This is a genomic window from Streptomyces sp. NPDC013187 (assembly GCF_042899705.1).
Lineage (GTDB): Bacteria > Actinomycetota > Actinomycetes > Streptomycetales > Streptomycetaceae > Streptomyces > Streptomyces hawaiiensis_A.
In genome coordinates this window covers 156,621-182,811 of sequence record NZ_JBIBAF010000015.1, presented here as the reverse complement: position 1 = coordinate 182,811, position 26,191 = coordinate 156,621, and the positions used below count along the sequence as shown (strand labels likewise).

The following is a 26,191-nucleotide window of genomic DNA, read 5'->3' as shown; positions in this document are numbered from 1 at the left end:
CCCATGGGTGGGCAAAGCGCAAGGGGTCCAGGGGCAAGGGACGCCCAAATCGGGGCCAATAGTCGACAGGTCTGCTGCCATCGGTCCGGCCGAGGAGTCCACTGGGTCGCGGGGACGGAATCGTCCTCACGCCACAGCGGACCAACAGGAGCTGGCATGAGTGAGATCGCAGGGCGGACCGGGCTCCGCGCCGGTGCGACCGCAGTCGTCAACGAGTCCTACTCCTTCGCCTGCATGCGGTGCGGGCACGGCTGGGAGCAGTCGTACGAGATAGAGCACCACACGGACGCCGCGGGGCACGAGTTCGTGCTCTACGTGGCCGACGGCAAGGTGGTGCCGTCCCCGTTGAGCAAGCCCGAGTGCCACAACTGCGACAGCCACGTCGTGCGGATCATGCGGCCCGGGCGGGTCGCCTCGGCGCGCGACGCGGCCCACCGCGTACCGCCTCCCGCCGGGCCCGTGGAGGCGCCCACCGCGGACGCCGAGGCCGGGACGGCGGCCGGCCAGGATCAGCGCGAACACCACCACTGGCACCTCTCCGACCTGCTGCACCCCTTCCAGCGCAAGGCGAGCTGACCCGTCCCGCTCCCCTTGTCGACGCCCTCCCCGGTCCTCCCCCACCGGGGAGGGCGTGCCCCTTTCGTAGGATCGGGGCATGCCTTCGAACACCTCCGGCCGCCCGGACAAGAACGCGGCCCCGCCCCTCCCGGAGCCCCTGCGGGTGCCGGTCGCCGACTCCCACACCCACCTGGACATGCAGTCCGGCACGGTCGAGGAGGCGCTGGCGAAGGCGGCGTCGGTCGGGGTGACGACGGTCGTGCAGGTCGGCTGCGACCTCAAGGGCTCGCGGTGGGCCGCGGAGACGGCAGCCGCGTACGACGCCGTCCACGCGACGGTCGCCCTGCACCCGAACGAGGCGCCCCGGATCGTGCACGGCGACCCCGACGGGTGGTCGAGGCAGGGCGCCCGCGAACCCGGCGGTCAGGCCGCCCTGGACGACGCCCTCGCCGAGATCGACCGGCTGGCCGCGCTGGAGCAGGTCAAGGGCGTCGGCGAGACCGGCCTCGACTACTTCCGCACCGGGCCCGAGGGCAAGGAGGCTCAGGAGCGTTCCTTCCGCGCCCACATCGAGATCGCCAAGCGGCACGGCAAGGCCCTGGTCATCCACGACCGCGAGGCCCACGCCGACGTGCTGCGGGTGCTGAAGGAGGAGGGCGCCCCCGAGCGGACCGTCTTCCACTGCTACTCCGGCGACGCGGAGATGGCAGGGATCTGCGCGAGCGCGGGCTACTTCATGTCCTTCGCCGGCAACGTCACCTTCAAGAACGCCCAGAACCTGCGGGACGCGGTGGCGGTGGCCCCGCTGGAGCTCCTCCTCGTGGAGACCGACGCGCCCTTCCTCACCCCGGCGCCCTACCGCGGGCGGCCCAACGCCCCCTACCTCGTGCCGATCACCGTGCGGGCCATGGCCGAGGTGCGCGGCATCGACGAGGACACGCTGGCCACGGCCCTCGGCACCAACACGGCACGCGCGTTCGGTTACTGACCCGCCGCTCACCTCACCGTACGACTGTGCGTAGTCGCGTCGCTTTGGAGAGTGACGATCGCTCCGCTAGGTTCTGGGGGCCCGATCCGGACCCCTCTGGACCCCCTCCGGCCCTTGGAGCGCGTCGGCGTGAGCAACCCCCGGTACGAGACGTACGAGACCTACGAGTCATACGGAACGTACGAGTCGTGCGAGATGTATCAGGCGTACGAGCCGTATGCCCCCGCCTACGCCGACCCGGTGTACGGCGGGTTCGACGTGCCGCCGGCCGATCTGCACAGCGCCGAGACCCTCGTCCACGGGACGCTCGCGCCACCCGGCGCCCACCCGGACACCTACCGGCCCGCCTACGAGGCGCCGACCCTGCCCGCGCTGCCCCGGCAGGGTGCTCCGGACGACGACGAGCCCGCGCCCGGGCCCGTCGGGCACTCCGAGCCGGGCCCGGGAGCACGCGCCGGGTCGCGTGCCGCGGCGCGCAACGGCTCGCACCGCAGGTCCACGCGCCGGCGCAGGACGCGCTACGCCGAGCGCCCGGACAGCCCCATGCGGCGGCTGCTCCCGCAGGCCCTCGTCGTCGCCTTCCTGGCGGGCGGCACCACGGCGTTCGTCGCCAAGGACAAGGCGATCGAGCTGAACGTCGACGGCAACGCCCGCACGCTGCACACCTTCGCCGACGACGTCACCGAGCTGCTGGCGGAGGAGGGTGTCGAGGTCGGCGCCCACGACGTGGTGGCGCCCGGGCCAGGCGCGCGGATCAGCAGCGGCGACGAGGTCGCCGTGCGCTTCGCCCGACCCGTGCGGCTCACCCTCGACGGACACCGGCGCGAGGTGTGGACCACCGCCCACACCGTGGAGGAGGCGCTGCGGCAGCTCGGCGTGCGGCACGAAGGCGCCTACGTGTCCACGTCGCGCTCCCGGCGCATCGGACGCGGGGGTCTCGCCCTGGACGTGCGGACCGAGCGCACGGTCACGATCATGGCGGACGGCCGCGCCCGCACCGTGCGCACCAACGCGGCGACCGTCCGGGAGGCCGTCGAGGAGGCCGGGATCACCCTGCGCGGCCAGGACACCACGTCGGTTCCGCAGGGCGGCTTCCCGCGCGACGGGCAGACCGTGACGGTGCTGCGGATCACCGGCGGCAGGGAGGTCCGCGAGGAACCGATCCCCTTCCAGGTGCGGCGGGTGGAGGACCCGACCCTGTTCCGGGGCACGGAGGTCGTGGAGCGGGCGGGCGAGCCGGGACTGCGCCGGATCACCTTGGCCCTGCGCACGGTCAACGGAGTCCCGCAGAAGCCGCGCGAGATCAGGTCCGAGGTGGTGCGCGAGCCCCGCCCGCAGCTGGTCAAGGTCGGTACCCAGCAGCGTCCGACGTCCGTGCGGGGTGCCGACCATCTCGACTGGCAGGGTCTCGCGGCCTGCGAGTCCGGCGGCCGGCCCGACGCGGTCGACTCCTCGGGCACCTACGGCGGCCTCTATCAGTTCGACACCCGGACCTGGCACGCCCTCGGCGGCACCGGCCGCCCCCAGGACGCCCCGGCCGCGGAACAGACGTACCGGGCGAAGAAGCTCTACGTGCGGCGAGGAGCCAGCCCCTGGCCGCACTGCGGGGGACGGCTGCACGGGTAGGCGTCGACGCAACCCCCCGTACCCTTGTCCCGTGACCAGCAGCCCCACCCCTGACGCCCTCCTGGGCCCCGCCGACATCCGCGAGCTCGCGGCCGCCCTCGGCGTACGCCCGACCAAGCAACGCGGACAGAACTTCGTGATCGACGCGAACACCGTCCGCCGGATCGTCCGCACCGCACAGGTCCGTCCCGACGACGTGGTCGTCGAGGTCGGCCCGGGGCTCGGGTCGCTCACCCTCGCGCTGCTGGAGGTCGCCGACCGGGTCACGGCCGTGGAGATCGACGACGTGCTCGCTGGGGCGCTGCCCGCGACCATCACGGCCCGCATGCCCGAGCGCGCCGACCGGTTCGCCCTCGTCCACTCGGACGCCATGCACGTCACCGAACTGCCCGGTCCCGCGCCCACCGCCCTGGTCGCCAACCTGCCATACAACGTGGCCGTCCCGGTCCTGCTGCACATGCTCGAGACCTTCCCGACCATCGAGCGCACCCTCGTCATGGTCCAGGCGGAGGTCGCCGACCGGCTCGCCGCCCCGCCCGGCTCGAAGGTCTACGGCGTCCCCTCGGTCAAGGCCAACTGGTACGCCGAGGTCAAGCGCGCCGGTGCCATCGGGCGGAACGTGTTCTGGCCCGCGCCCAACGTCGACAGCGGCCTGGTCTCGCTGGTCCGCCGGAGCGAGCCGCTGAGGACGACGGCCGCCAGGCGCGAGGTGTTCGCCGTCGTCGACGCGGCGTTCGCCCAGCGCCGCAAGACGCTGCGGGCCGCGCTCTCCGGCTGGGCCGGGTCGGCCCCCGCCGCCGAGGAGGCCCTGGTCGCCGCCGGGGTCTCGCCGCAGGCCCGGGGCGAGTCGCTGACCGTGGAAGAGTTCGCGCGGATCGCCGAGCACAAGGCGAACCGGCAGCAGGAGAAGGAGCCCGCGTGAGCGTCACGGTCCGCGTCCCGGCCAAGGTCAACGTCCAGCTGGCGGTCGGGGCCGCCCGCCCCGACGGCTTCCACGACCTGGCCAACGTCTTCCTCGCGGTCGGCCTCTACGACGAGATCACCGTCACCCCGGCCGACGAGCTCCGCGTCACCTGCGACGGCCCCGACGCCGACCAGGTCCCCCTGGACCGCACGAACCTGGCCGCACGGGCCGCCGAGGCGCTCGCCGGGCGGTACGGCCGCAGCCCCGGCGTCCACATCCACATCGCCAAGGACATCCCCGTCGCCGGCGGCATGGCGGGCGGCAGCGCGGACGGCGCCGGCGCCCTCGTGGCCTGCGACGCGCTGTGGGGGACCGGCGCCTCCCGCGAGGAACTCCTGGAGATCTGCGCCGAGCTGGGCAGCGACGTGCCGTTCAGCCTGGTCGGCGGGGCGGCCCTCGGCATCGGTCGGGGCGAGCGGCTGACGCCCCTGGAGGCCGGCGGCACCTTCCACTGGGTGTTCGCGATGGCCGGGCGGGGCCTGTCCACCCCGGCGGTCTTCCGCGAGTTCGACCGGCTCGTCGAGGGCACGGACATCCCCGAGCCCGTCGCCTCCCAGGAACTCCTCGCCGCCCTCGCCAAGGGCGACCCGGACGCGCTCGCCGCCGCCGTCTCCAACGACCTCCAGCCCGCGGCCCTGTCCCTCTTCCCCGAACTCGCGGGCACCCTGGCCGCGGGGCGGGCCGCCGGTGCCCTCACCGCGCTCGTCTCGGGCTCCGGCCCGACCACCGCGTTCCTGGTCCGCGACCCGGAGTCGGCGGCCGCGGTGGCACAGGCCCTGCTGGCGTCCGGGACGTGCCGGACGGTGCGTACGGCCTCGGGCCCCGCCCCCGGGGCGACGATCGCCGGGCGTTAATCACGTGCCGCGGCCGTGGCCGGGCGCCTAGGCTCCCCCAGTTGTTTTCACGACGGGGGGCACAGGCGTGCGGGAGCTGGTCGAGGCGGTACGGCGCGGGGACGCGGGCGAGGTCACGGCACTGCTGGAGGCAGGGGCCGACCCCGACACCCTCCACGACGGCCTCCCGGTCCTGTGCCTCGCCGTGGCGGCGTACGACGAACCCGTCGCCGAGGCGCTGCTCCAGGCCGGTGCCGACCCCCTGCGCACGCTGCCCGACGGCAGCACCCCGCTGACCCGGGCGGTGGACGGCGGGTCGCACCACATGACCTACGCGCTCGCCACCAGCCGGATCCCGCTTCCGGCACCGGCGCGCGCCGAACTGCTGGACCGGGCCAGGCACTGGTCGGAGGCGGGCGCCGAGGCCGGACTGCGCCGCCTCACCGGCCTCACCGGGCCCGTCGAGCGGATCCGCGTCGAGGACGGTGAGATCGGCTGGTGGTGCGAGCAGCTCACGCTCGGCCCCGTGACCGTGCGCGACGAGCACCGGGCCGTCCTGACGACCATGGAGGCCCTGTACGGCATCCGCACCCCCTTCGACGAACTGGTCGCCCGGGCCCTCGCCCACCCCGACCGCGACCACGTCGTGTGGTGCGACGTCGTGTTCACGCTCGGCCGGCGGACCGACGAGGAGACCTGGCAGTGGAGCCGGGACCTGCTCAACCACCCCGACCCGCTGCACCGTCTGCTCGCCGCCGATCTCCTGCTTTCCCTGATCCTCGGGGACGTCGGCAAAGGCAACCAGCCGTTCTGGGAACGGGGCCGGGAGCTCGTGCCCTGGGCGGAACAGGAGGAGGACCCGCGGGTGCTGGCGGTTCTCCTGCACGCGATGACCCACGACAGCGCCCCCGAGATCGAGGCCGTCGGGCTGTCGTACCTCACCCACCCGGACCCGAGGGTGCGCGCCCTGGTGCCGCAGACCGTGCACCGTCCCGAGAGTCTCACCACCGTGCTCACCCTGGCCCATGACGAGGACCCCGGCGTACGCGAGGCGGTGTGCCACTGGCTCGCCCACCACCGGGGGAGCGAGCCCGAGGTGGGGGACGCGCTGGCCGCGCTCACCCACGACGAACGGCAGGAGATCCGCATCTGCGCGGTGTCCGGCCTGGCCGTGCGCGACGACCCGCGTTGTGTGGAGGCCGAGCACCGGATCGGGCCCGTCGACCCGGAGCTGCCGTTCGACGAGCGGCTGATGGACGTGTGGCGCTACCAGCGCCGCCGGGAGGCAGCGGACGGCGGCTGACCGCCCCGGCCGGAGCACCCCCGCGCGCGACTACCCTGGGGGTCGATCCATCCCCCTTGGCAGGAGAGTAATGGCCGTCAACCTGGTCAATGTCGAGAACGTCAGCAAGGTGTACGGCACCCGTGCCCTGCTCGACGGCGTCTCCCTCGGCGTCTCCGAAGGGGACCGCGTCGGTGTCGTGGGCCGCAACGGCGACGGCAAGACCACGCTCATCCGCATGCTCGCCAAGCAGGAGGAGGCCGACACCGGGCGCGTCACCCACTCCGGCGGCCTGCGTCTGGGTGTGCTCACCCAGCACGACTCCCTCGACCCCGAGGCCACCGTTCGCCACGAGGTGATCGGCGACATGGCCGACCACGAGTGGGCGGGAAACGCCAAGGTCAGGGACGTGCTCACCGGCCTGTTCGGCGGGCTCGACCTGCCCGGGTTCCCCAAGGGCCTGGACACCGTCATCGGCCCGCTCTCCGGCGGTGAGCGGCGCCGGATCGCGCTGGCCAAGCTGCTCATCGAGGAGCAGGACCTGCTCGTCCTGGACGAGCCCACCAACCACCTCGACGTCGAGGGCATCGCCTGGCTCGCCCGCCATCTGCAGAAGCGCAGGTCGGCCCTCGTCTGTGTCACCCACGACCGGTGGTTCCTCGACCAGGTGTGCACCCGCATGTGGGACGTCCAGCGCGGCGCGGTCTACGAGTACGAGGGCGGCTACTCCGACTACGTCTTCGCCCGGGCCGAGCGCGAGCGCATCGCCGCCACGGAGGAGGCCAAGCGGCAGAACCTCGTCCGCAAGGAGCTGGCCTGGCTGCGCCGCGGGGCGCCCGCCCGTACGTCCAAGCCGCGCTTCCGCGTCGAGGCCGCCAACGAGCTCATCGCGGACGTACCGCCGCCCCGGGACAGCAGTGAGCTGATGAAGTTCGCGTCGACCCGGCTGGGCAAGACGGTGTTCGACCTGGAGGACATCACCGTCCAGGCCGGCCCCAAGGTCCTCCTCAAGCACGTCACCTGGCAGCTCGGACCCGGCGACCGCATCGGCCTCGTCGGCGTCAACGGCGCCGGCAAGACGTCGCTGCTGCGGGCCATGGCCCAAGCGGCCCGGAGCGACGGCGAGACCCAGCCCGTGGGCGGGCACGTCCGCGTCGGCAAGACGGTGAAGCTGGCCTATCTCTCCCAGGAGGTCGCCGAACTCGACCCCGCCACCCGTGTGCTGGAGGCCGTGCAGCAGGTGCGCGAGCGCGTCGACCTCGGCAAGGGGCGCGAGATGACCGCCGGGCAGCTGTGCGAGACGTTCGGCTTCGGCAAGGAGAAGCAGTGGACGCCCGTCGGCGATCTGTCCGGCGGTGAGCGCCGCCGGCTCCAGCTGCTGCGCCTGCTCATGGACGAGCCCAACGTCCTCTTCCTCGACGAGCCCACCAACGACCTCGACATCGAGACGCTGACGCAGCTGGAGGACGTCCTCGACGGCTGGCCCGGCTCGATGATCGTCATCTCCCACGACCGGTTCTTCATCGAGCGCACCACCGACCGCGTCTTCGCGCTGCTCGGCGACGGCGCCCTGCGCATGCTGCCGCGCGGCATCGACGAGTACCTGGAGCGACGGCAGCGCATGGAGGAGGCCGCGGCCGCCTCGGCCCCCGCCGCCGCGCAGCAGCAGTCCGCGGCCTCGGAGAAGAGCGCCGCCGACCAGCGCGCCGCCAAGAAGGAACTCCAGAAGATCGAGCGGCAGCTCGACAAGGTCTCCGAGAAGGAGACCAAACTCCACGCTCAAATCGCCGAAAACGCCACGGACTTCGCGAAGGTGGCTGAACTTGACGCCGAGCTGCGGGAGTTGGCCGGTCAGCGCGAGGAGCTGGAGATGCGCTGGCTGGAACTCGCCGAGGACGCGTGAAGGGTGCGTGAAGACGCATAACGGCGGCATCACGGGCCGGTCCTCCCTTGGGAACAGGGGGTGATCGGCCCGTTGTGCTGTCGGAACCTGGTGATAGAAAGAGGCGTCTTAGAACTTTATGAAGCGACTCTGAGCCCATCGCGTACCTCAGGGCGTGGCTAAAAATCAGTGATCGAACGGGGGAGCCGCTGATGACTCAGCCGCCCAGTCAGCCGCCGCACGGTGGCTTCGGAGCACCGCAGAACCAGCCGCCGCAGGACGGTGGTCACGGGGCACCGGGGACCCCGCCGCCGCCCCAGGGCCCGCCCCGGACGCCGCCGCCCCCGCAGGGCCCGCCGCAGCCGGGGTACGGCTACCCGCAGCAGTCCGGTCCGTACGGGCAGCCGCAGCAGCCGGGCCCGTACAACCCCGGCCCGTACGGCCAGCCGCAGCAGTCCGGCCCGTACGGGCAGCCGCAGCAGTCCGGCCCGTACGGGCAGCCGCAGCAGCCGGGCCCGTACGGCCAGGCCGGATACGGCTATCCGCAGCAGCCGCAGTACCCCGGCGCGCCCGGCACCCCGCCCGGGGGCGGCTCGAACAACCTCTTCAAGGGCAAGCCCGCCCTGATCATCGGCGCAGCCGTCGCCGCGCTGCTCGTGGTCGGCGGAACCGTGTGGGCCGTCACCGGTGGCGACGACGGCAAGGGCAAGAAGAAGCCCGTCGCCCAGAAGACCGACGACGCCAAGCCCGGCTCCTCAGCCCCGGTCAACCCCGGTGACGGCAGCGGCGACGGCGGCGAGGACCCGGAGGACCTCAACGCGGGCCGCCAGGCCGGGGAGGCCAAGGTCCTCTGGTACAAGGAGGCGCCCGACGCCCCCGGTTCCGGCGCCGACGCCGACGGCATGTGGATCACCGGCAAGACCGCCGTGAAGGCCGCCTACAAGCAGCTCTTCGCCTACAACGTCGGTGACGGCAAACCGTCCTGGGACGCCATCACCTTCCCCCAGAAGATCTGCGCGACGACTCCGCAGAAGACGTCCGACGACAAGATCGTCGTCGCGTACATGAGCGGCGCGAGCGACCGCGCCAAGTGCAACCAGCTGCAGGAGATCGACCTCGTCACCGGCGAGAAGGGCTGGAAGGAACAGGTCGCCGACGGCGCCCTGTTCGACTCCACGCTCTCCGTCGAACTGTCCATCACCGGCAAGACCCTGATGGTGGGCCGCTCCCAGTCCGGCACGGCCTACGACGTCACCAACGGCGACAAGCTCTTCGACAAGAAGAAGTACGGCAACGCCTGCTTCCCCGCCGCGTTCGCCGGCGGCGAGAAGCTGATCGCCGTCTCCTCCTGCGGCGCCGGCTCCGACAAGGAGCACGACGAGGTCCAGGAGCTCGACCCCAAGACCGGCAAGGCCAAGTGGACCCAGCCGTTCGACAAGGGCTGGCGCGTCGCGCGCACCTACTCGGTCAGCCCGCTGGTCGTGTACAGCACCAACGAGGACAAAAAGGCCTGGAACATCTCCACCTTCACCTCCGGCGGCAAGTTCCGCTCGCAGGTCGGCTTCGACGAGGACTTCGCCCCCGAGTGCGGCTGGGCCATCCTCGAGCGTGACCTCACGGGCTGCGAAGGCGTGGCCGTCGACGACACCACGCTGTACCTGCCGACCGAGGCCACCACCGGCGCGAACGAGGTCGTGGCTGTCAACCTCGCCGACGGCAAGGAGAAGTGGCGCGTGAAGTCACCCTCCGACGAGTCGATGCTGCCGATGAAGACCGAGGGCGGCAAGCTCATCGCCTACGTGGAGCCGTCGTACGACGCGGGCGGGCAGATCGTGTCCATCCCGACCGGCGGCAGCAGCCACAAGCCGTCCAAGCTGCTGCAGAACCCCGAGGGTGCGGCGGACATCGAGAACAGCTTCTTCTCCAAGGAGATCGACTGGGTCGACGGGCGCTTCTACATCTCGACGACCCGGCTGAGCGGGAACGACGACACGAAGGAGAAGTTGATGCTCGCCTACGGCAAGTGACTCCTCCTCCTTCCGAACTCCCTTCGTCGTCCGTCCCCTTCCCCGAGGTACCCACGCCATGACCCAGCCGCCGCCCCCGCCGCCCCAGCAGCCCCCGCAGGGGGGCGGCTTCGGACCGCCCCAGGACCAGCCGCCGCAGACCCCGCAGACGCCTCCGCCGGCCGCCCCGCAGACGCCGCCCCAGCCGCCGCAGGGTTACGGCTATCCGCAGGGTGCCCCGGCACCCCAGCCTCCGCAGGCCCCGCCCGGCTACGGCTACCCCGGCCAGCAGCCGGGGCCGTACGGGCAGCCGCAGCAGGCGTCGTACGGGCAGCCGCAGGCGCCTTACGGACAGCCCGGTTACGGGCAGCAGCCCGGCTACGGCTATCCGCAGCAGACCATGCCGCACCAGCCGCAGGCCGGACAGCCGGGCGGCGGCGGGAAGTTCAACACGCAGATGCTGATCATCGTCGCCGCGGTCGTGGCGATCGCGCTGATCATCGGCGGCGGCGTCTGGTACGCCTCGTCCGGCGAGGACGAGGGCAGGCAGAACGACACCGCAGGCCAGAGCGGCGGCACCGGCGGCACGGACGACGGCAACGGCGGCACCACCTCCGGCAAGGAGAAGGCACCGTCCGACCCCAGCGCCAAGGTGCTCTTCCAGGTCCCGGCGCCCGAGGTGAAGAACGACAGCACGGTCGTCGTCTCCGGCTCGTGGCTGACCGACAAGGCGTACGTCAAGAGCGGCATCGCCCAGATCGTCGGCTACGACCGCGACAAGGGCAGCGAGCTGTGGAAGCTCCCGCTGGCCGGTCCGGTCTGCCAGGCCGCCCGCCACGTCACCGACGACAACCTGACGGCGATCCTCTACCAGCCGGCGATGCCGACCAAGGCCGACCCCTCGCACGGGTGCAGCCAGATCGCGCTCATCGACGTCGACGCCGGCAAGAAGCTGTGGACGAAGACCGTCAAGACCGGTGACCAGCTGATCAACTTCGACAACATCACCCTCAGCGGGAAGACCGTCGCCGTCGGCAGCACCAGCGGCGGCGCCGCCTTCGACGTCTCCGGAAAGCTCCTGTGGAGCCCGAAGCCGGGCGACTCCTGCTACGACGCCGGGTACGGCGGCGGCGCGAAGCTGGTCGCGGTGCGCAAGTGCGGCTCCTACGACCAGCGGCAGCTGCACATCCAGACCATCGACCCGAAGTCCGGCAAGGTGATCTCGGAGTACAAGATGGCCGAGGGCATCGAGTACGCGAGCATCGTGTCCACCGACCCGCTGGTCGTGGCCGCCGACGTCGGCGACTCCGCGGGCGACGGCAGCGGCATCTCCGACTTCTTCTCCATCGACGGCAAGACCGGCAAGCTGCGCACGCGCATCTCCGCGCCGGGCGAGCAGTTCGCGGCCCGCTGCGAGGGCATCACCCGCGTCGAGGCCTGCAACCTGCTGGCCGTCGGCAACGACCGGCTGTATCTGCCGACCGAGGAGCACGACGGCACCGGCAAGTACAGCGAGAAGAACGAGATCGTCGCCTTCGACCTCGCCACCGGCAAGCAGACCGGGCAGCGGGCCGACTCGGGCGACGGCTACACGATCTCGCCGCTGCGCATGGACGGCGGCGACCTGATCGCGTACAAGCGTCCCCCCTACGACAAGGGCGGACAGGTCGTGAGCATCGACGGGGGCAGCTTCAAGGAGACACTGCTGCTGCAGAACCCCGCGACGGAGACGGTCCGCGACGTGGAGACCAGCATGTCGCCGGAGTACTCCGAGTTCCTGTACGCCGAGGGGCACCTCTACATGTCCAAGGTGTACGCGAGCAAGCGGTCGACGGTGCGGGAGAAGGAGTACCTCGCGGTCGGCTTCGGTACGGGCTGACCGCTCTGAGCGGGCTCCGACCGGGCTCTGACCGGGTACTGACCGGTTCTTGATCGACTGGTGGCTGATACGGCCCCGTCCCTGTTCAGGGGCGGGGCCGTGCGTGTTTGGCGCGGTCAACCTGCAATGAGAGGAATATCGGCGATCCGGGGCGATTCTCGCCGGTAGGGGGAGCGCAACGTCGAACAAGCGTGTAGCTTCCGGGGGCATGAAGGCGGGGGAGCCGGGGGGCTTCCGTGGGGGGCTGGGGTGACTGGGGGGTTGCTCGATGGGAGTGCGGCTCATGGTGGTCGACGACCACCGATTGCTGGCCGAGGCGCTGGCTTCGGCGCTGAAGCTGCGGGGGCACCGGGTGCTGGCCGCGGCGGCGCCGGCCGCGGGCGCGGCGGAGCTGGTGATCACGCGGGCACCTGAGGTGTGCCTGTTGGGGACGGCGGCGCCGGCCGAGCCGGGGATCTTCGACCCGGTGGTGCGGATCAAGCGGGAGCGGCCGCAGGTGGCGGTGCTGGTGCTGGGGCCGGTGCCGAGTCCCCGGGGCATCGCTGCGGCGTTCGCGGCGGGGGCGTCGGGGTACGTCCGGCACGACGAGCGCATAGAGGGTGTCGAGCGGGCGATCATGAAGGCGCGGGCGGGGGAGGCGGCGGTGGCGCCGCAGCTGTTGCAGGGAGCGTTCGGTGAGTTGCTCAACCCCGCGGCCCAACCCGACGACGAGGGCCAGCGGTTGCTGTCCATGCTCACGCCGAGGGAGGTCGAGGTCCTGGTCCGCGTCGCGGACGGCGAGGACACCCGCCTGATCGCGGCGGGCATGGGCATCGCACCGTCGACAGCGCGTACGCATGTCCAGCGGGTGCTGATGAAACTGGGCGTGGGTTCACGTCTGGAGGCGGCCGCGCTGGCGGCGCGGACGGGGTTGCTGGATCGGGCGGGGCCGGTGCGGCGGGAGCCGTGAGGCGCGGGGGCGCTGGGTGCGCGTGCTTCGCCTGACGGGGGCGGCGTGCGTGCTTCGTCTGACGAGGGGGGGCGGTGCGGGTGGCCGCGCCTACCGCCGGGTGGTGGGGCGGGGCAGCGCCGGGGGGGTGTCCGTCCTCGGAACGGCGCGATGGACTTGCATACCGGCTGACCGGCGTCGACGCGCCAACCGCTGCGGGCGGACACCCCCCGACAGGTCCCCTTGCGTCGTCCGGCGGCTGCGGGCGCATCGTGGCTTGCGCCGCGCATCGGACAACCCCGGGTCACTCCACCCGCTCGTCGTCCTCCGGAGGGGCCGGCGCCGCAGGCCTCAGCTTGAGCCAGGCCAGGAAGAACAGGCCCAGCAGGAGCATCCCCAACCCGGTCCAGAGGTTGATGTTGACGCCCGCCGCCTTGTCGATGTCCGCGTCGGACGCCGTGAACCCCGCGATCGTGACGATGACGCCGTAGATCACGAACAGCCCGCCGATGATCCGCCGGATGTCGAACAGCCGCGCGGCGGTCGCCGACTTGCCCTGCAGTTCGGTGACTTCCCGTTGCAGGTCCTTCTCGGAGTAGAACTCGGACATGTGCGATCACACTCCTCGGTCGGGGTTCGGTCAGAACGAGAACGGGATGTAGCAGGCCGCGGCCAGGACGACCGCGCCCCAGCCCAGCAGGGCCGGCTTGCGGTACCAGGCCTCGTCCCCGGGTGCGGGCGGCTCCGCCATGCCGGGCGAGCGTGTGCCGTAGACCAGCCCCTGCAGCTCCTCCGTGGGCTTCGGCGCGGTGAACAGCGACACAGCCACCATGACGACCGCGCCCGCGACGAAGCCCGCGATCGCCGAGACGAAGTTGGCCCCCTGGTCGGAGGGGATGTCGACGATGTCCCGCTTGTAGAGGACGAAGTAGTTGACCATCGCGGCGGTGGTGCCCGCGATCAGCCCCCAGAAGCCCGACTTCATGGACGCCCGCTTCCAGAACATGCCGATGATGAAGACGACGAACATCGGCACGTTGAAGAAGGAGAACAGCGTCTGGAGGTAGGCCATGATGTTGGAGAAGGAGCGGGCGAGGAACGCCGTGCCGATGGAGGCCATGACGCCGATCGCGGTGATGAGGCGGCCGAAGCGGACGTAGTACTCGTCCTCGCGTCCCTTCACGACGTACTTCGCCCAGATGTCCGTGGTGAACACGGTGTTGAACGACGACACGTTGGCCGCCATGCCCGCCATGAACGCCGCGAGCAGGCCGGTGACGGCGATGCCCAGCACGCCGTTGGGCAGCAGCTGGGACATCAGGTAGGGGATCGCGTCGTTGTACTGGAGGTCGGAGCCGGACGTGCCGATCTTCGGCACCAGCACCGCGGCGACCAGGCCCGGGATCATCACCAGGAACACGATGAAGATCTTCGGGAACGCGGCGATCAGCGGGGTGCGCTGGGCCGCCGAGAGGTTCTTCGCAGACAGCGCGCGCTGCACTTCGGCGAAGTTCGTCGTCCAGTAGCCGAAGGAGAGGACGAAGCCGAGGCCCAGGACGATCGTCAGCCAGTTCGCGCCGAGCGGGTTGTCGCTGCCGATGCCCGTACCGCCCCAGGACGTCATGAAGTCGGCGCCATGGCTCTTCGTGAGGGAGTCGGACAGGCCGTCCCAGCCGCCGACCTTCTTCAGGCCCAGCACCGTGATCGGGATGAGCGCGGCGAGGATGACGAAGAACTGCAGGACCTCGTTGTAGATCGCCGAGGACAGGCCGCCGAGGGTGATGTAGGCGAGGACGAAGAACCCGGCGACGACGATGGCCACCCACTCCGGCCAGCCCAGCAGCGCCTCGACGACGATGGCCAGGGCGTAGAGGTTGACGCCGGCGATGAGGATGGCGGCGAAGGCGAAGAGAATCGAGCTGAGCAGATGCGCCGCCCGGTCGAAGCGCATCAGCAGGAACTCCGGGACCGAGCGGACCTTGGAGCCGTAGTAGAAGGGCATCATCACCAGGCCGAGGAAGACCATGGCCGGGATGGCGCCGATCCAGTACCAGTGCGTGGTGTAGACGCCGTACTGGGCACTGTTGGCGGCCATGCCCAGGATCTCGGTGGCGCCCAGGTTGGCCGCGATGAACGCGAGACCGGTGACCCAGGCGGGCAGGGAACGGCCGGAGAGGAAGAAGTCGAGACTGGTCTTCACCGAGCGCCGGGCGGCGAAGCCGATGCCGAGGACGACGAGGAAGTAGATGCCGAGGATCGTGTAGTCGAGCCAGTTCGTGGGGAGTCGCAGCTCGGCCGACAGATATGTGGGGGTTTGCATGAGCCCTCGCTTCGTTGCGCGAACCGATACCTCGCCGGATCTTCTTCTCCGCGTTCAGCAATTGAACCCGTCTTTTGATGCACTTTGTTGGATTGTGATGTTGACGATTGGGGAGGGTAGTGTTTTTATATGTTGGGTTCTGTTTGAAGGACAAGGAGTCCGGCGTGAAGAAGACCTCGACCCGGCTGGCCGACGGTCGCGAGCTCATCTACTACGACCTGCGTGACGACAGCGTGCGGGACGCGACCGACCGCCGGCCGCTGGACCGCACCGTCACCACGTCCGAGATCCGCCGCGACCCCCTCCTCGGCGACTCCGTCGCCATCGCCTCGCACCGCCAGGGCCGCACCTACCATCCGCCGGCCGACGAGTGCCCGCTGTGCCCCTCGGCGGGCGATCGCCTGAGCGAGATCCCGGACTCCTCGTACGACGTCGTCGTCTTCGAGAACCGCTTCCCCTCGCTGGCCGGCGACTCGGGCCGCTGCGAGGTCGTCTGCTTCACCTCCGACCACAACGCCTCCTTCGCCGACCTCACCGAGGAGCAGGCGGGCCTGGTGCTGGAGGCCTGGACGGACCGCACGTCGGAGCTGTCCCACCTCCCCGCCGTCGAGCAGGTGTTCTGCTTCGAGAACCGGGGCGCCGAGATCGGCGTGACCCTCGGTCATCCGCACGGCCAGATCTACGCCTACCCCTTCACCACCCCCCGCACCGCGCTGATGCTCCGCTCGGTCGCCACCCACAAGGAGATGACCGGCGGGGAGAACCTCTTCGACGCCGTCCTGGAGCGTGAACTCGCCGGCGAGCGGGTCGTCCTGGAGGGTGAACACTGGGTGGCCTTCGTGCCGTACGCGGCGCACTGGCCGTACGAGGTCCACCTGTACCCCAAGCGCCGCGTGCCCGACCTGCTCGGCCTGGACGAGGGCGCGCGCACAGAGTTCCCCAAGGTCTATCTGGAACTCTTGAGGCGCTTCGACCGGATCTTCGGTGAGAGTGAGCCCCCGACGCCGTACATCGCGGCCTGGCACCAGGCCCCGTTCGGCGCGCTGGAGCAGTTCGACGGGGTCGTGCGCGAGGACTTCGCGCTCCACCTCGAGCTTTTCACCATCCGCCGCACTTCCGGCAAGCTGAAGTTCCTCGCGGGTTCCGAGTCCGGCATGAACGTGTTCATCAACGACGTGCCGCCGGAGCGCGCGGCCGAGCGACTGCGAGAGGTAGCGAGTTCATGAACGGGAAGTACCTGGTGACAGGCGGTGCGGGATACGTCGGCAGCGTGGTCGCGCAGCACCTGCTGGAGGCCGGCCACGAGGTCGTCGTCCTCGACAACCTCTCCACGGGCTTCCGCGAGGGCGTCCCGGCGGGCGCGTCGTTCATCGAGGGCGACATCCGGGATGCCGCCAAATGGCTGGACTCCTCCTTCGACGGTGTGTTGCACTTCGCCGCGTTCTCGCAGGTCGGCGAGTCGGTCGTGAGGCCGGAGAAGTACTGGGACAACAACGTCGGCGGCACCATGGCGCTGCTGGCCGCGATGCGCGAGGCGGACGTCCGCAAGCTGGTCTTCTCCTCGACGGCGGCGACGTACGGCGAGCCGGAGCAGGTCCCGATCGTCGAGTCGGCACCCACGTCCCCCACGAACCCGTACGGCGCCTCGAAGCTCGCGGTCGACCACATGATCACGGGTGAGGCGGCGGCGCACGGCCTGGGCGCGGTCTCCCTGCGTTACTTCAACGTGGCGGGCGCCTACGGCGAGTACGGCGAGCGCCACGACCCCGAGTCGCACCTGATCCCGCTGGTCCTCCAGGTGGCGCAGGGCAGGCGCGAGGCCATCTCGGTGTTCGGCGACGACTACGCGACGCCGGACGGCACGTGCGTCCGCGACTACATCCACGTCGCGGACCTGGCCCAGGCCCACCTGCTGGCCCTGACGGCCGCCGCCCCCGGCGAGCACCTGATCTGCAACCTCGGCAACGGCAACGGCTTCTCGGTCCGCGAGGTCATCGAGACCGTCCGCCGGGTCACGGGCCACCCGATCCCCGAGGTCGTGGCCCCCCGCCGGGGCGGCGACCCGGCGGTCCTGGTGGCCTCGGCCGCCACCGCCCGCGAGAAACTGGGCTGGAACCCGTCCCGCGCGGACCTCGCGGGAATCGTCGCGGACGCGTGGGACTTCGCGCAGCGACGCGGCAACTAGTACGTACGGAAAGGGTCAGGGGTCAGGCATGAGCGAGGCTGTGGCGCAGACGGTCGCCTCACGGTTCAGCGAGCTGTACGGAGCCGAGCCGCACGGCGTGTGGGCGGCGCCGGGCCGCGTCAACCTCATCGGCGAGCACACGGACTACAACGACGGCTTCGTCATGCCGTTCGCCCTGCCGCACACGGCGGTGGCGGCGGTGGCACGCCGCGACGACGGGGTCCTCCGCCTCCACTCGGCGGACGTCGAGTCAGGCGTGACCGAACTCCACCTGGACGACCTGTCCCCCGAGTCGGACAAGAACTGGACGGCGTACCCGGCGGGCGTGGTCTGGGCCCTGCGCGAAGCCGGCCACGCGATCACGGGCGCGGACATCCACCTGTCCTCCACGGTCCCGTCGGGCGCGGGCCTGTCGTCCTCGGCGGCGCTGGAAGTCGTCGTCGCCCTGGCCCTGAACGACCTGTTCTCCCTCGGCCTGCGCGGCTGGCAGCTGGCCCGCCTGTGCCAGCGCGCGGAGAACGTCTACGTCGGTGCGCCCGTCGGCATCATGGACCAGACGGCGTCGGCCTGCTGCGAGACCGGCCACGCCCTGTTCCTCGACACGCGCGACCTCTCCCAGAAGCAGATCCCCTTCGACCTGGCCGCCGAGGGCATGCGCCTGCTGGTCGTGGACACCCAGGTCAAGCACTCCCACAGCGAGGGCGAGTACGGCAAGCGCCGCGCCGGCTGCGAGAAGGGCGCGGCCCTGCTGGGCGTCGACGCACTCCGGGACATCCCCTACGCCGACCTGGACGCGGCTCTGGCCCGCCTGGGCGACGAGGAGGAGGTCCGCCGCCTGGTCCGCCACATCGTCACCGAGAACGCACGCGTCGAACGGGTCGTCTCCCTCCTCGAATCCGGCGAGACCCGCGCGATCGGCCCGGTCCTGATCGAGGGCCACGCCTCCCTCCGCGACGACTTCCGCATCTCCTGCCCCGAGTTGGACCTGGTCGTCGACACGGCCCTGGCCTCCGGCGCCCTGGGCGCCCGCATGACCGGCGGCGGCTTCGGCGGCTCGGCGATCGTCCTCGCGGAGGAGCAGGACGTGGACGCCATCACCAAGACGGTGACGGAGGCCTTCGCGTCGGCCGGCTTCACGACCCCCCGCGTCTTCGAAGCGGTCCCGTCCCCGGGAGCCCGCCGCCTCCACTGACCGACCGAAAAAGCGGCGCCCTCACTCCCATGAGGGCGCCGCTTTTCGTGATCCCTGTCAGCGGTTGACAGAGGGCGCGCCGTCCGTGGCCCGGAGGTGGCGGCCGCCACACGGCGGAGTCCGGTCGGCACCGCCCCTTGTGTACAGGGGCTTGGCCGTGGTCCCCGCCCGGACACCGGCCCCGGGCAGCGCTTTCGTGCACCGCATCAGCTGCATGCCCCCGGAACGGTGGTCAGCGCCGTGGTCTTCCACACGCCCTGGACGGACTCGTCCAGCCGGAGGCGGTACTGGACGAGCGACTCGGGCTTGTCCGGAGTCCTGACGATCTTCTCGGTCTTGCGGTTCTTCGTGGACGCCTGGCGTTCGTCGACGCAGTAGAAGAGCACACCCGAGCCGGTGTCGCTGAGACGAACCTGGGGGTCGAAGACCCTGACCTTGCCGATGATGCTGTCGTCGTCGTCCGTGAACTGCCTGATCCACTTGCGGGCGGTCGCCTGGGTGGCGTCGGAGTTGTAGAACACGACCGCCTGCGACTCCGGGTCGGCGTCGATGATCGCCGCGTACTTCGACCGGAGTTCCTCCCGGCCGTCGTTCAGGATCGCCTGCAGCTTCGGATCACTGTTCGTCCAGTTCTCGAAGTCCGCCTGAAAGTCCTGGGACAGCCTGATCTCCGGGCGCTTGACACCGCCCTGCGAAGTCGAGGCGGAGGGGCTGGCCGACGTCTTCCCGTCTCCACTGCCCGCGCCCTTGACCGGGTCGGAGGGCGAGTCGCCGCCTCCCGGCCCGCATGCGGTCGTCAACACGGCCATGGTCGCGGTGAGCACGGCTGCCGCGAGCCGGGCGGGGTGGTTCACTCAGGTCTCCCGTTGAAGCGAAGTCAGCTCAAGCGAACTCACGTTATCCGCGCTCGCGTTGTCCTTCGCACCGCGGTCGTTGCCCTCCCGGCGTCAGGGCCGGCACTTCTGCGACCCCCGGTCTTCGGTGAGATCCCAGGTCTGCCAGACACCTTCCTTGTTCTTCCTCAGGCCGAGGTTGTAGAAGACGTAACTGTTGGGCGTGGTCTTGGTGCCCTGCAGCTTGTTCGTCTCGCGATCCTTGAGGTCTGCTTTGCTCTCGTCGACGCAGTACGTCAAAGCGGCCGACTGCTTGTCGAACACCGTCACCTTGCGGTCGTAGTAACGCAGCGTGCCGGCCCAGCTGGTCTTCTTGTCGATGGCGCGCTTCGCATACTGGTAGACGCCGACCAGGGCATCGTCCGTGTAGTAGAAGGCCATGCCCGACTTCTTCGTGTCGCCGTACGCCATGGCTTGCCACACCGTACTGTCGGCCCGTTCGTTGTCCGCGAGAATCGCGTCCTTGGTGGCATCGCCGGTCTGCCGGTCCTCGAACACCAGCTTCATGTCTCCGGGCAGCTTGATCTCCGGCCGGTCGATCCCGTCCTCCGAGGCGGAAGCGGAAGGAGAAGCCGACGCCTTGTCGCCCGATTCCGCACCGGCGATCTTGTCGGAAGACGATGAACCGTCACCTCCCCCCTTGCCGCAGGCGGTCAGCAGCAGGGCCGCGGATGCGGTGAGCGCGGCTGTCACGAGCCGAGCGGGGCGGTTCACTGTGTCTCCCGTTGATCATGTGGGGGGATAACGCAAGCGAACCAACGCTATCGGTGAGGGAGGATGAGACATCAGCGAGGGTTTCGCCCGCCCGCGTTCGGCTCTCAGAGCCTCAAGGATCACGCGCTGCGCCTCACGGCTGGCACCTGCGGGAACCACGGTCCTCGTGCAGACTCCAGATCTGCCAGACGCCTTGCTCGTCCTTCTTCACGCCGGCGTTGTAGTACACGTAGCTGTCAGACGAGGTCGCGACCACCTTCACCTTCTTCGTCTTCAGGTCCTTGACGTTCGCCTTGCTCTCGTCCACGCAGTACGTCAGGGCCCCCGACGTCTTGTCGAACACCGTCACCTGGCGGTCGAAGTAGCGCAGGGTGCCGGCCCAGCTGGTCTGCCTGGCGTTGTTGTCCTTCGCGTAGTGGTAAACGCCCCTCAGCGCGGCGTCCGTGTAGTAGAAGCCCATGCCGGACTTCTGCAGATCACCGAAGGCGACGGCCTGCCATACGGTGCTGACGGCTCGTTCGTTGTCGGCCAAGATCGCGTTCTTGGTCGCGTCGCCGGACTGCTGTCCCTCGAAGACCAGCTTCATGTCGCCCGGGAGTTCGGGCTCCGGCCGGCTGCTGTCCTCCGCAGACGCAGCTCCCGGTGATGGCGCAGCTGGTGGTGTCTCAGCTCCCCCCGAGCCGCAGGCGGTCAGCAGGGCTGCGAATGATGTGAGCGCGGCCGACGCGAGCCGGACGGGGCGGTGCACTTGGAACTCCCGTTGAGGTGGGGGACTCAAAACGGATCAACGCTATCTGGTCTCCGGTCGCCTCATCGCCGCTACCCCAGCCTCTTCGTCAGCATGTACTCCGTGACCCCCGGCGGATAGTCCGGCACCGCGCACACCACCTCGTACCCCTGCTTCACATAGAACTGCGGTGCCTGGAAGTCCCACGTCTCCAGGCGGGCCGCTTTGCAGCCACGGGAGGTCGTCGCGATGTGTTCCGCCTGGGCGAGGAGCCGTGCGCCCAGGCCCCTGCCGCGGTGGCGTTCGTCGACCCACAGGTACGTCACGTGCAGCCACGTCGCCCAGGTGTAACCGACCAGTCCGCCGGCGAGATCGTCCGTGTCGTTCACAGCCCACACGTGCAACGGGACGTCCCGCTCGCCGGGTGTCCCGCGCAGGGCGCGCAGGACCGGAGAGGCGGCTGTGTTCGTGTCCCGCAGGCGTGTGCGGAGCAGATCACGTCGGGCCTTGTCGACTTCTGTCTCAAGACGGAACATGCGGCACACCATAAACGCGTCGGACAGTCAGTTCTGCAAATAACCTTCCGCTCCGGGCCCCCGTCCGTACTCTGATGAACAGCACCGGTGGGGGCCGGTGCCGATCAGGGGGCGAGACAGCCGGGTACGACGCCCGGGGTGGGGGTGGCGGTACTGCACGGCGGCGGCCGTGCGGCTGCTGCGACCCGGACGGGCTGCTGCCGCACCGACGGAAGTCGGACGCGGCAGACCCGGATACCCCGGAGTCGTACCCGCGCGGTGTCAACCCCCGACGATGGGGTATCCCCTGCTCTTCGGGAGCACTGGGGAAGGGGGTTACGTGGTTCGCATCCGAGTCCTGGTCGTCGACGACCATCGCATCTTCGCCGAGTCACTCGCGGCGGCCCTGGCCGCGGAGCCCGATGTCGACGTCTCCGCGGCCGGCAGCGGCCCGGCCGCGCTGCGCAGCCTGGAGCGCGCCGTCGCCGAGGGCCGGCGGTTCGACGTGCTGCTCGTGGACGCCGACCTGGGCGGCAAGGTACCGGGCGCCCGCCCGGCCGTACCCGTGCAGGAGGGCAACGAGGACGGGCTCGTCGACGGGATCTCCCTCGTCACGGGAGTGCGCTCCGCGCAGCCGAACGTACGGATCGTCGTGCTCGCCGAGAAGGACGATCCGCGGCGGGCGGCGCTAGCCCTGCAGGCCGGTGCCTCCGGCTGGGTCGCCAAGGACTGCTCGCTGTCCCGGCTGCTCACGGTCATCCGGGGCGTGCTGCGGGAGGAGACCCATCTGCCGCCCGCCCTGCTGACGGGGGTGCTGCGGGAGCTCACCGCCGCCCGCAAGCACCGCACCGAGAGCGAGCGCCTCGTCGAGTCCCTCACTCCGCGTGAGCGTGAAGTGCTGCGGTGCATGGTCGCGGGGCTGGGGCGCAAGGCCGTCGCCGAGCGCCTGTTCCTGTCGCCGCACACCGTGCGGACCCACATGCAGAACGTCCTCGGCAAACTCGGCGTGCACTCCACCCTCGCCGCCGTCGCCCTGGCGCGGCGGGCCGGGGTCGGGCCCGTGGACCTAACCGGGGATGTTGTCGAACGGGGCGGTCAGCTGGCGTAGCAGCGCCGCCAGCTCGCCGCGCTGGGCTCGGGAGAGCTCCGCGAGGATCGCGCGCTCCTGGTCCAGCAGACCCGCCAGGGCCTGGTCCGCGCGGTCCCGGCCCTCGTCCGTCAGCCGGACCAGGACGCCGCGGCGGTCACTGGGATCGGGGAGCCGTTCCACCAGGCCCTTCTTCGCCAGGCGGTCGATGCGGTTCGTCATCGTGCCCGAGGTGACCAGGGTCTGGGTGAGGAGCTGTCCCGGCGAGAGCTGGTACGGGCTGCCCGCCCGGCGCAGGGCCGTCAGGACGTCGAACTCCCACGGCTCCAGGTGGTGCTCCGAGAACGCCAGCCGCCGGGCCCGGTCCAGATGCCGGGCCAGCCTGCTCACGCGGCTGAGCACCTCGAGCGGTTCCACGTCGAGGTCCGGGCGCTCCCGGCGCCACGCTGCGACCAGCCGATCGACCTCGTCCTCCATGACGATCAGTGTAGTGGTTGTGTCGACGTAGAGTCTCTTGACGTCTAGTTTCTTGACATCGAGATATATCGGGGATCACGCTGGGTGTGCGTCCCGTACCGGCACCACCAGACACCAGGAGGACCCATGCCCGCAGCCGCCCCCACCTGGGACCCGGCCCAGTACCTCCGTCACGCCGATCACCGCGCCCGCCCCTTCACCGACCTCCTCGCCCGCGTCCCCGGCCTGCCCGGCGAGCCGGCCCGCATCGCCGACCTCGGCTGCGGCCCCGGCAACGTCACCACCCTGCTCGCCGCCCGCTGGCCCACCGCCCGGATCACCGGCTACGACAACTCCCCCGAGATGCTCGACAAAGCCCACGTCGAGCACGAGGGGCCCACATCCGGGGGCGGCCGTCTCGACTTCGGGCCCGCCGACGTACGGACGTGGACACCCGCCGAGCCCCACGACCTGATCATCAGCAACGCCACGTTCCAGTGGGTGCCCGGGCACGTCGAACGGTTCGCCGACTGGGTGGCCGCGCTGAAACCCGGCGGCACCCTCGCCTTCCAGGTGCCGGGCAACTTCGACGCCCCCAGCCACCGGCTCATGCGCGAACTCGCCGGTTCACCGCGCTGGCGGGCCCGTCTCGCCGACACCCTGCGCCACGCCGACGCCGTCCACACCCCCGAGGCCTACCTGGAGCGGCTGACGACCCTCGGCTGCGCGGCCGACGTGTGGGAGACGACCTACATCCACCTGCTCCAGGGCGAGGACCCGGTGCTCGACTGGGTGAAGGGGACCGGACTGCGGCCCGTGCTGACCGCGCTCGCCGACGAGCCCGAGGCGAGGGAGGCATTCGTCGCCGAGTACCGGGCGGCCCTGCGCGAGGCCTACCCGGCCGGTCCGCACGGCACGCCGTTCCCCTTCCGCCGGGTGTTCGCCGTCGCACGGAAGGAGCGCTGATGATCACCGCCCTCGATCACGTCCAGCTCGCCGCCCCGCCCGGGAGCGAGGAGCGGCTGCGGGCGTACTACGTCGACGTCCTCGGCATGACCGAGGTGCCGAAGCCGCCGGGGCTCGCCCTGCGGGGCGGGTGCTGGTTCCGGGCTGGTGCCGTGCAGCTGCACCTGGGGGTCGAGGAGGACTTCCGGGCGGCGCGGAAGGCCCACCCCGGGCTGCGGGTGACGGGCATCGACGCCTACGCCGCCCGGCTGGAGGCGGGCGGCGTAGCCGTCCAGTGGGACTCCGCCCTGCCCGGTCACCAGCGGTTCTACGCGCAGGACCCGGTCGGCAACCGTCTGGAGTTCCTCGAACCGAGCCGGTCCTGCTAGGCCTTGCGGCGCCCTATCAGGTGCGGCTTGGCCTCTATCCCGTCCAGGCCGTGCCAGGCCAGGTTCACCAGGTGCGCGGCCACCTCGGCCTTCTTCGGCCGGCGCACGTCCAGCCACCACTGGCCGGTCAGGGCGACCATGCCGACCAGGGCCTGGGCGTACAACGGGGCCAGCTTCGGGTCGAAGCCGCGGCTCTTGAACTCGCGGCCCAGGATGTCCTCCACCTGGGTGGCGATGTCCGAGATCAGCGAGGCGAAGGAACCCGTCGACTGAGGGATGGGGGAGTCGCGGACCAGGATGCGGAACCCGTCCGTGTACTCCTCGATGTAGTCCAGCAGCGCGAACGCCGCCTGTTCGCACAGTTCGCGCGGGTGACCGGCCGTGAGCGAACTGGTCACCATGTCCAGCAGGCACCGCATCTCACGGTCCACCACGACCGCGTACAGCCCCTCCTTGCCGCCGAAGTGCTCGTACACCACCGGCTTGGACACCCCGGCCTTCGCCGCGATCTCCTCCACCGACGTGCCCTCGAAACCCTTCGCCGCAAAGAGCGTGCGACCGATCTCCAGCAGTTGCTGACGGCGCTCGGCACCGGTCATCCGGGTGCGACGCGCTCGCCGCGGCTTGTCGTTGCCTGGGGTGCTGCTCGAGTCGGTCGCCACAGCGACCATCATGCCGCCTCGACGGGCTCCTTCCCGCGCGGGGAGCCGCCTTCCCCGGTGTTACGGCGCGAATCGATACGGGAGCGTGACGGCCACCGCACGTCGTACGCCCAGCCCGCCATCTCGAACCAGCGGATCAGGCGGGCGCTCGAATCGAGCTGGCCGCGCATCACGCCGTGCCGGGCGGACGTCGGGTCGGCATGGTGCAGGTTGTGCCAGGACTCGCCGCAGGACAGGATCGCCAGCCACCACACGTTGCCCGAACGGTCACGCGACTTGAACGGGCGCTTGCCCACCGCGTGGCAGATCGAGTTGATCGACCAGGTCACATGGTGCAGCAGGGCCACCCGGACCAGCGAGCCCCAGAAGAACGCCGTGAACGCGCCCCACCAGGACATCGTCACCAGACCGCCGATCACCGGCGGCAACGCCAGCGACACCACCGTCCACAGGACGAACTGACGGGAGATGGTGCGCAGCGTCTTGTCCTTGATCAGGTCCGGAGCGTACTTCTCCTGCGGCGTCTGCTCCTCGTCGAACATCCACCCGATGTGCGCCCACCACAGGCCCTTCATCAGGGCCGGGAGCGTGTCACCGAACCGCCACGGCGAATGCGGGTCGCCCTCCGCGTCGGAGAACTTGTGATGCTTGCGATGGTCGGCCACCCAGCGCACCAGCGGGCCCTCGACCGCCATGGACCCCGCGATCGCCAGCGCGATCTTCAACGGCCGCTTGGCCTTGAAGGAACCATGGGTGAAGTGACGGTGGAAGCCGATCGTGATGCCGTGGCACCCGAGGTAGTAGAAGAAGACCAGCAGACCGAGGTCCAGCCAGCTCACCCCCCAGCCCCACGCCAGCGGCACCGCCGCCAGCAGCGCGAGGAACGGGACGGTGATGAAGAGAAGGAGGGCGATCTGCTCGATGGACCGCTTCTGCTCGCCGCCCAGCGTGGCCAAGGCGGCGTCGGTGTCTTGACCGGGCGCCTTGGGAGCGTCCTCGATCACGTCGGAACTACTGGTCATACGCGTCCCCTGGGGGGTATGTGGAGGGAGAAGGAGTGGCCGGGCACGTGAACCGTGACCTGCTTCCTACGGTTCCGTAACCTACGGCATCGTAAGTATGACAGCGCGTCGCCCGGCGGCAAGAGCCCGCGAGCCTGC

General features: G+C 70.5%; 25 protein-coding genes. 16 read left to right on the top strand and 9 right to left on the bottom strand.

Features of this window, described 5'->3' with window-relative positions; all coding sequences use genetic code 11:
• The first annotated feature begins 156 nt into the window (after window positions 1–156).
• From ACFY5B_RS29780 to ACFY5B_RS29735, 10 genes are all read left to right on the top strand, one after another.
• Window positions 157–576 (top strand): hypothetical protein, encoded by a 420-nt coding sequence (locus ACFY5B_RS29780; protein ID WP_389975106.1) that lies wholly within the window; start codon window positions 157–159, stop codon window positions 574–576.
• Window positions 577–655: 79 nt separating this feature from the next.
• Window positions 656–1,546 carry a TatD family hydrolase gene (locus tag ACFY5B_RS29775; protein WP_389975103.1) on the top strand — a complete coding sequence of 297 codons (891 nt, stop codon included), beginning with the start codon at window positions 656–658 and terminating at the stop codon, window positions 1,544–1,546.
• Between the two features lie 129 nt (window positions 1,547–1,675).
• On the top strand, window positions 1,676–3,172 hold the full coding sequence (locus ACFY5B_RS29770) for a ubiquitin-like domain-containing protein (RefSeq protein WP_389975100.1): 1,497 nt from the start codon (window positions 1,676–1,678) through the stop codon (window positions 3,170–3,172).
• A gap of 31 nt (window positions 3,173–3,203) precedes the next feature.
• On the top strand, window positions 3,204–4,094 hold the full coding sequence (rsmA, locus tag ACFY5B_RS29765) for a 16S rRNA (adenine(1518)-N(6)/adenine(1519)-N(6))-dimethyltransferase RsmA (protein WP_389975097.1): 891 nt from the start codon (window positions 3,204–3,206) through the stop codon (window positions 4,092–4,094).
• Window positions 4,091–4,990, top strand: a complete 900-nt coding sequence (locus ACFY5B_RS29760; RefSeq protein ID WP_389975094.1) for a 4-(cytidine 5'-diphospho)-2-C-methyl-D-erythritol kinase — start codon at window positions 4,091–4,093, stop codon at window positions 4,988–4,990. The genes rsmA and ACFY5B_RS29760 overlap by 4 nt, the downstream gene beginning before the upstream one ends.
• Before the next feature lie 67 nt (window positions 4,991–5,057).
• Window positions 5,058–6,272 (top strand): hypothetical protein, encoded by a 1,215-nt coding sequence (locus ACFY5B_RS29755; RefSeq protein ID WP_389975092.1) that lies wholly within the window; start codon window positions 5,058–5,060, stop codon window positions 6,270–6,272.
• Window positions 6,273–6,342: 70 nt separating this feature from the next.
• Complete coding sequence (locus tag ACFY5B_RS29750; protein WP_389975089.1) at window positions 6,343–8,154, top strand: ABC-F family ATP-binding cassette domain-containing protein; 1,812 nt, start codon at window positions 6,343–6,345, stop codon at window positions 8,152–8,154.
• Between the two features lie 191 nt (window positions 8,155–8,345).
• Window positions 8,346–10,160: a PQQ-binding-like beta-propeller repeat protein gene (locus ACFY5B_RS29745; RefSeq protein ID WP_389975086.1), complete on the top strand. Its 1,815-nt coding sequence runs from the start codon at window positions 8,346–8,348 to the stop codon at window positions 10,158–10,160.
• A gap of 58 nt (window positions 10,161–10,218) precedes the next feature.
• The gene (locus ACFY5B_RS29740; protein ID WP_389975083.1) at window positions 10,219–12,018 is read left to right on the top strand and encodes a PQQ-binding-like beta-propeller repeat protein; all 1,800 of its coding nucleotides are present in this window, start codon (window positions 10,219–10,221) and stop codon (window positions 12,016–12,018) included.
• Between the two features lie 268 nt (window positions 12,019–12,286).
• On the top strand, window positions 12,287–12,967 hold the full coding sequence (locus ACFY5B_RS29735) for a response regulator transcription factor (RefSeq protein ID WP_104780177.1): 681 nt from the start codon (window positions 12,287–12,289) through the stop codon (window positions 12,965–12,967).
• 283 nt (window positions 12,968–13,250) lie between these two features.
• Here ACFY5B_RS29735 and ACFY5B_RS29730 read toward each other — a convergent pair whose 3' ends face one another.
• Both ACFY5B_RS29730 and ACFY5B_RS29725 read right to left on the bottom strand, forming a co-directional pair.
• On the bottom strand, window positions 13,251–13,556 hold the full coding sequence (locus ACFY5B_RS29730) for a hypothetical protein (RefSeq protein ID WP_389975080.1): 306 nt from the start codon (window positions 13,554–13,556) through the stop codon (window positions 13,251–13,253).
• A 30-nt stretch (window positions 13,557–13,586) separates the two neighbouring features.
• Complete coding sequence (locus tag ACFY5B_RS29725) at window positions 13,587–15,266, bottom strand: sodium:solute symporter family protein (protein ID WP_389975077.1); 1,680 nt, start codon at window positions 15,264–15,266, stop codon at window positions 13,587–13,589.
• A gap of 164 nt (window positions 15,267–15,430) precedes the next feature.
• On the opposite strand from ACFY5B_RS29725, the gene galT reads away from it, so the two are divergent.
• From galT to galK, 3 genes are read left to right on the top strand one after another with little or no spacing between them, the layout of a single operon-like run.
• A complete protein-coding gene (galT, locus tag ACFY5B_RS29720; protein ID WP_389975074.1) occupies window positions 15,431–16,492 on the top strand; it encodes a galactose-1-phosphate uridylyltransferase in 1,062 nt (353 codons plus the stop codon).
• Window positions 16,489–17,451, top strand: a complete 963-nt coding sequence (gene galE, locus ACFY5B_RS29715; protein WP_389975071.1) for a UDP-glucose 4-epimerase GalE — start codon at window positions 16,489–16,491, stop codon at window positions 17,449–17,451. The genes galT and galE overlap by 4 nt, the downstream gene beginning before the upstream one ends.
• A 28-nt stretch (window positions 17,452–17,479) precedes the next feature.
• Window positions 17,480–18,643: a galactokinase gene (galK, locus tag ACFY5B_RS29710; RefSeq protein ID WP_389975068.1), complete on the top strand. Its 1,164-nt coding sequence runs from the start codon at window positions 17,480–17,482 to the stop codon at window positions 18,641–18,643.
• Window positions 18,644–18,849: 206 nt separating this feature from the next.
• Here galK and ACFY5B_RS29705 read toward each other — a convergent pair whose 3' ends face one another.
• From ACFY5B_RS29705 to ACFY5B_RS29690, 4 genes are all read right to left on the bottom strand, one after another.
• On the bottom strand, window positions 18,850–19,497 hold the full coding sequence (locus ACFY5B_RS29705; RefSeq protein ID WP_389975065.1) for a hypothetical protein: 648 nt from the start codon (window positions 19,495–19,497) through the stop codon (window positions 18,850–18,852).
• Between the two features lie 93 nt (window positions 19,498–19,590).
• Window positions 19,591–20,229, bottom strand: a complete 639-nt coding sequence (locus ACFY5B_RS29700; RefSeq protein ID WP_389975062.1) for a hypothetical protein — start codon at window positions 20,227–20,229, stop codon at window positions 19,591–19,593.
• A gap of 154 nt (window positions 20,230–20,383) precedes the next feature.
• Window positions 20,384–20,836, bottom strand: coding sequence for a hypothetical protein (locus ACFY5B_RS29695; RefSeq protein ID WP_389975059.1), 453 nt, complete (start codon window positions 20,834–20,836; stop codon window positions 20,384–20,386).
• A 233-nt stretch (window positions 20,837–21,069) separates the two neighbouring features.
• A complete protein-coding gene (locus ACFY5B_RS29690) occupies window positions 21,070–21,525 on the bottom strand; it encodes a GNAT family N-acetyltransferase (RefSeq protein ID WP_389975056.1) in 456 nt (151 codons plus the stop codon).
• A 307-nt stretch (window positions 21,526–21,832) separates the two neighbouring features.
• On the opposite strand from ACFY5B_RS29690, the gene ACFY5B_RS29685 reads away from it, so the two are divergent.
• A complete protein-coding gene (locus ACFY5B_RS29685; RefSeq protein WP_389975054.1) occupies window positions 21,833–22,600 on the top strand; it encodes a LuxR C-terminal-related transcriptional regulator in 768 nt (255 codons plus the stop codon).
• Here ACFY5B_RS29685 and tamR read toward each other — a convergent pair.
• Entirely contained in the window at window positions 22,559–23,056 is a 498-nt protein-coding gene (tamR, locus tag ACFY5B_RS29680) for a MarR family transcriptional regulator TamR (RefSeq protein ID WP_389975052.1), read from the bottom strand. The genes ACFY5B_RS29685 and tamR overlap by 42 nt on opposite strands.
• 126 nt (window positions 23,057–23,182) lie before the next feature.
• Here tamR and ACFY5B_RS29675 point away from each other — a divergent pair, with 126 nt between their 5' ends.
• Window positions 23,183–24,001, top strand: coding sequence for a trans-aconitate 2-methyltransferase (locus ACFY5B_RS29675; protein ID WP_389975049.1), 819 nt, complete (start codon window positions 23,183–23,185; stop codon window positions 23,999–24,001).
• Window positions 24,001–24,369, top strand: coding sequence for a VOC family protein (locus ACFY5B_RS29670; protein WP_389975046.1), 369 nt, complete (start codon window positions 24,001–24,003; stop codon window positions 24,367–24,369). The genes ACFY5B_RS29675 and ACFY5B_RS29670 overlap by 1 nt, the downstream gene beginning before the upstream one ends.
• Here ACFY5B_RS29670 and ACFY5B_RS29665 read toward each other — a convergent pair.
• Both ACFY5B_RS29665 and ACFY5B_RS29660 read right to left on the bottom strand, forming a co-directional pair.
• Window positions 24,366–25,043 carry a TetR family transcriptional regulator gene (locus ACFY5B_RS29665; RefSeq protein WP_389975043.1) on the bottom strand — a complete coding sequence of 226 codons (678 nt, stop codon included), beginning with the start codon at window positions 25,041–25,043 and terminating at the stop codon, window positions 24,366–24,368. The two genes, ACFY5B_RS29670 and ACFY5B_RS29665, sit on opposite strands and share 4 nt — an antisense overlap.
• On the bottom strand, window positions 25,040–26,053 hold the full coding sequence (locus ACFY5B_RS29660; RefSeq protein WP_389975040.1) for an acyl-CoA desaturase: 1,014 nt from the start codon (window positions 26,051–26,053) through the stop codon (window positions 25,040–25,042). The genes ACFY5B_RS29665 and ACFY5B_RS29660 overlap by 4 nt, the downstream gene beginning before the upstream one ends.
• Between the last annotated feature and the right edge of the window lie 138 nt (window positions 26,054–26,191).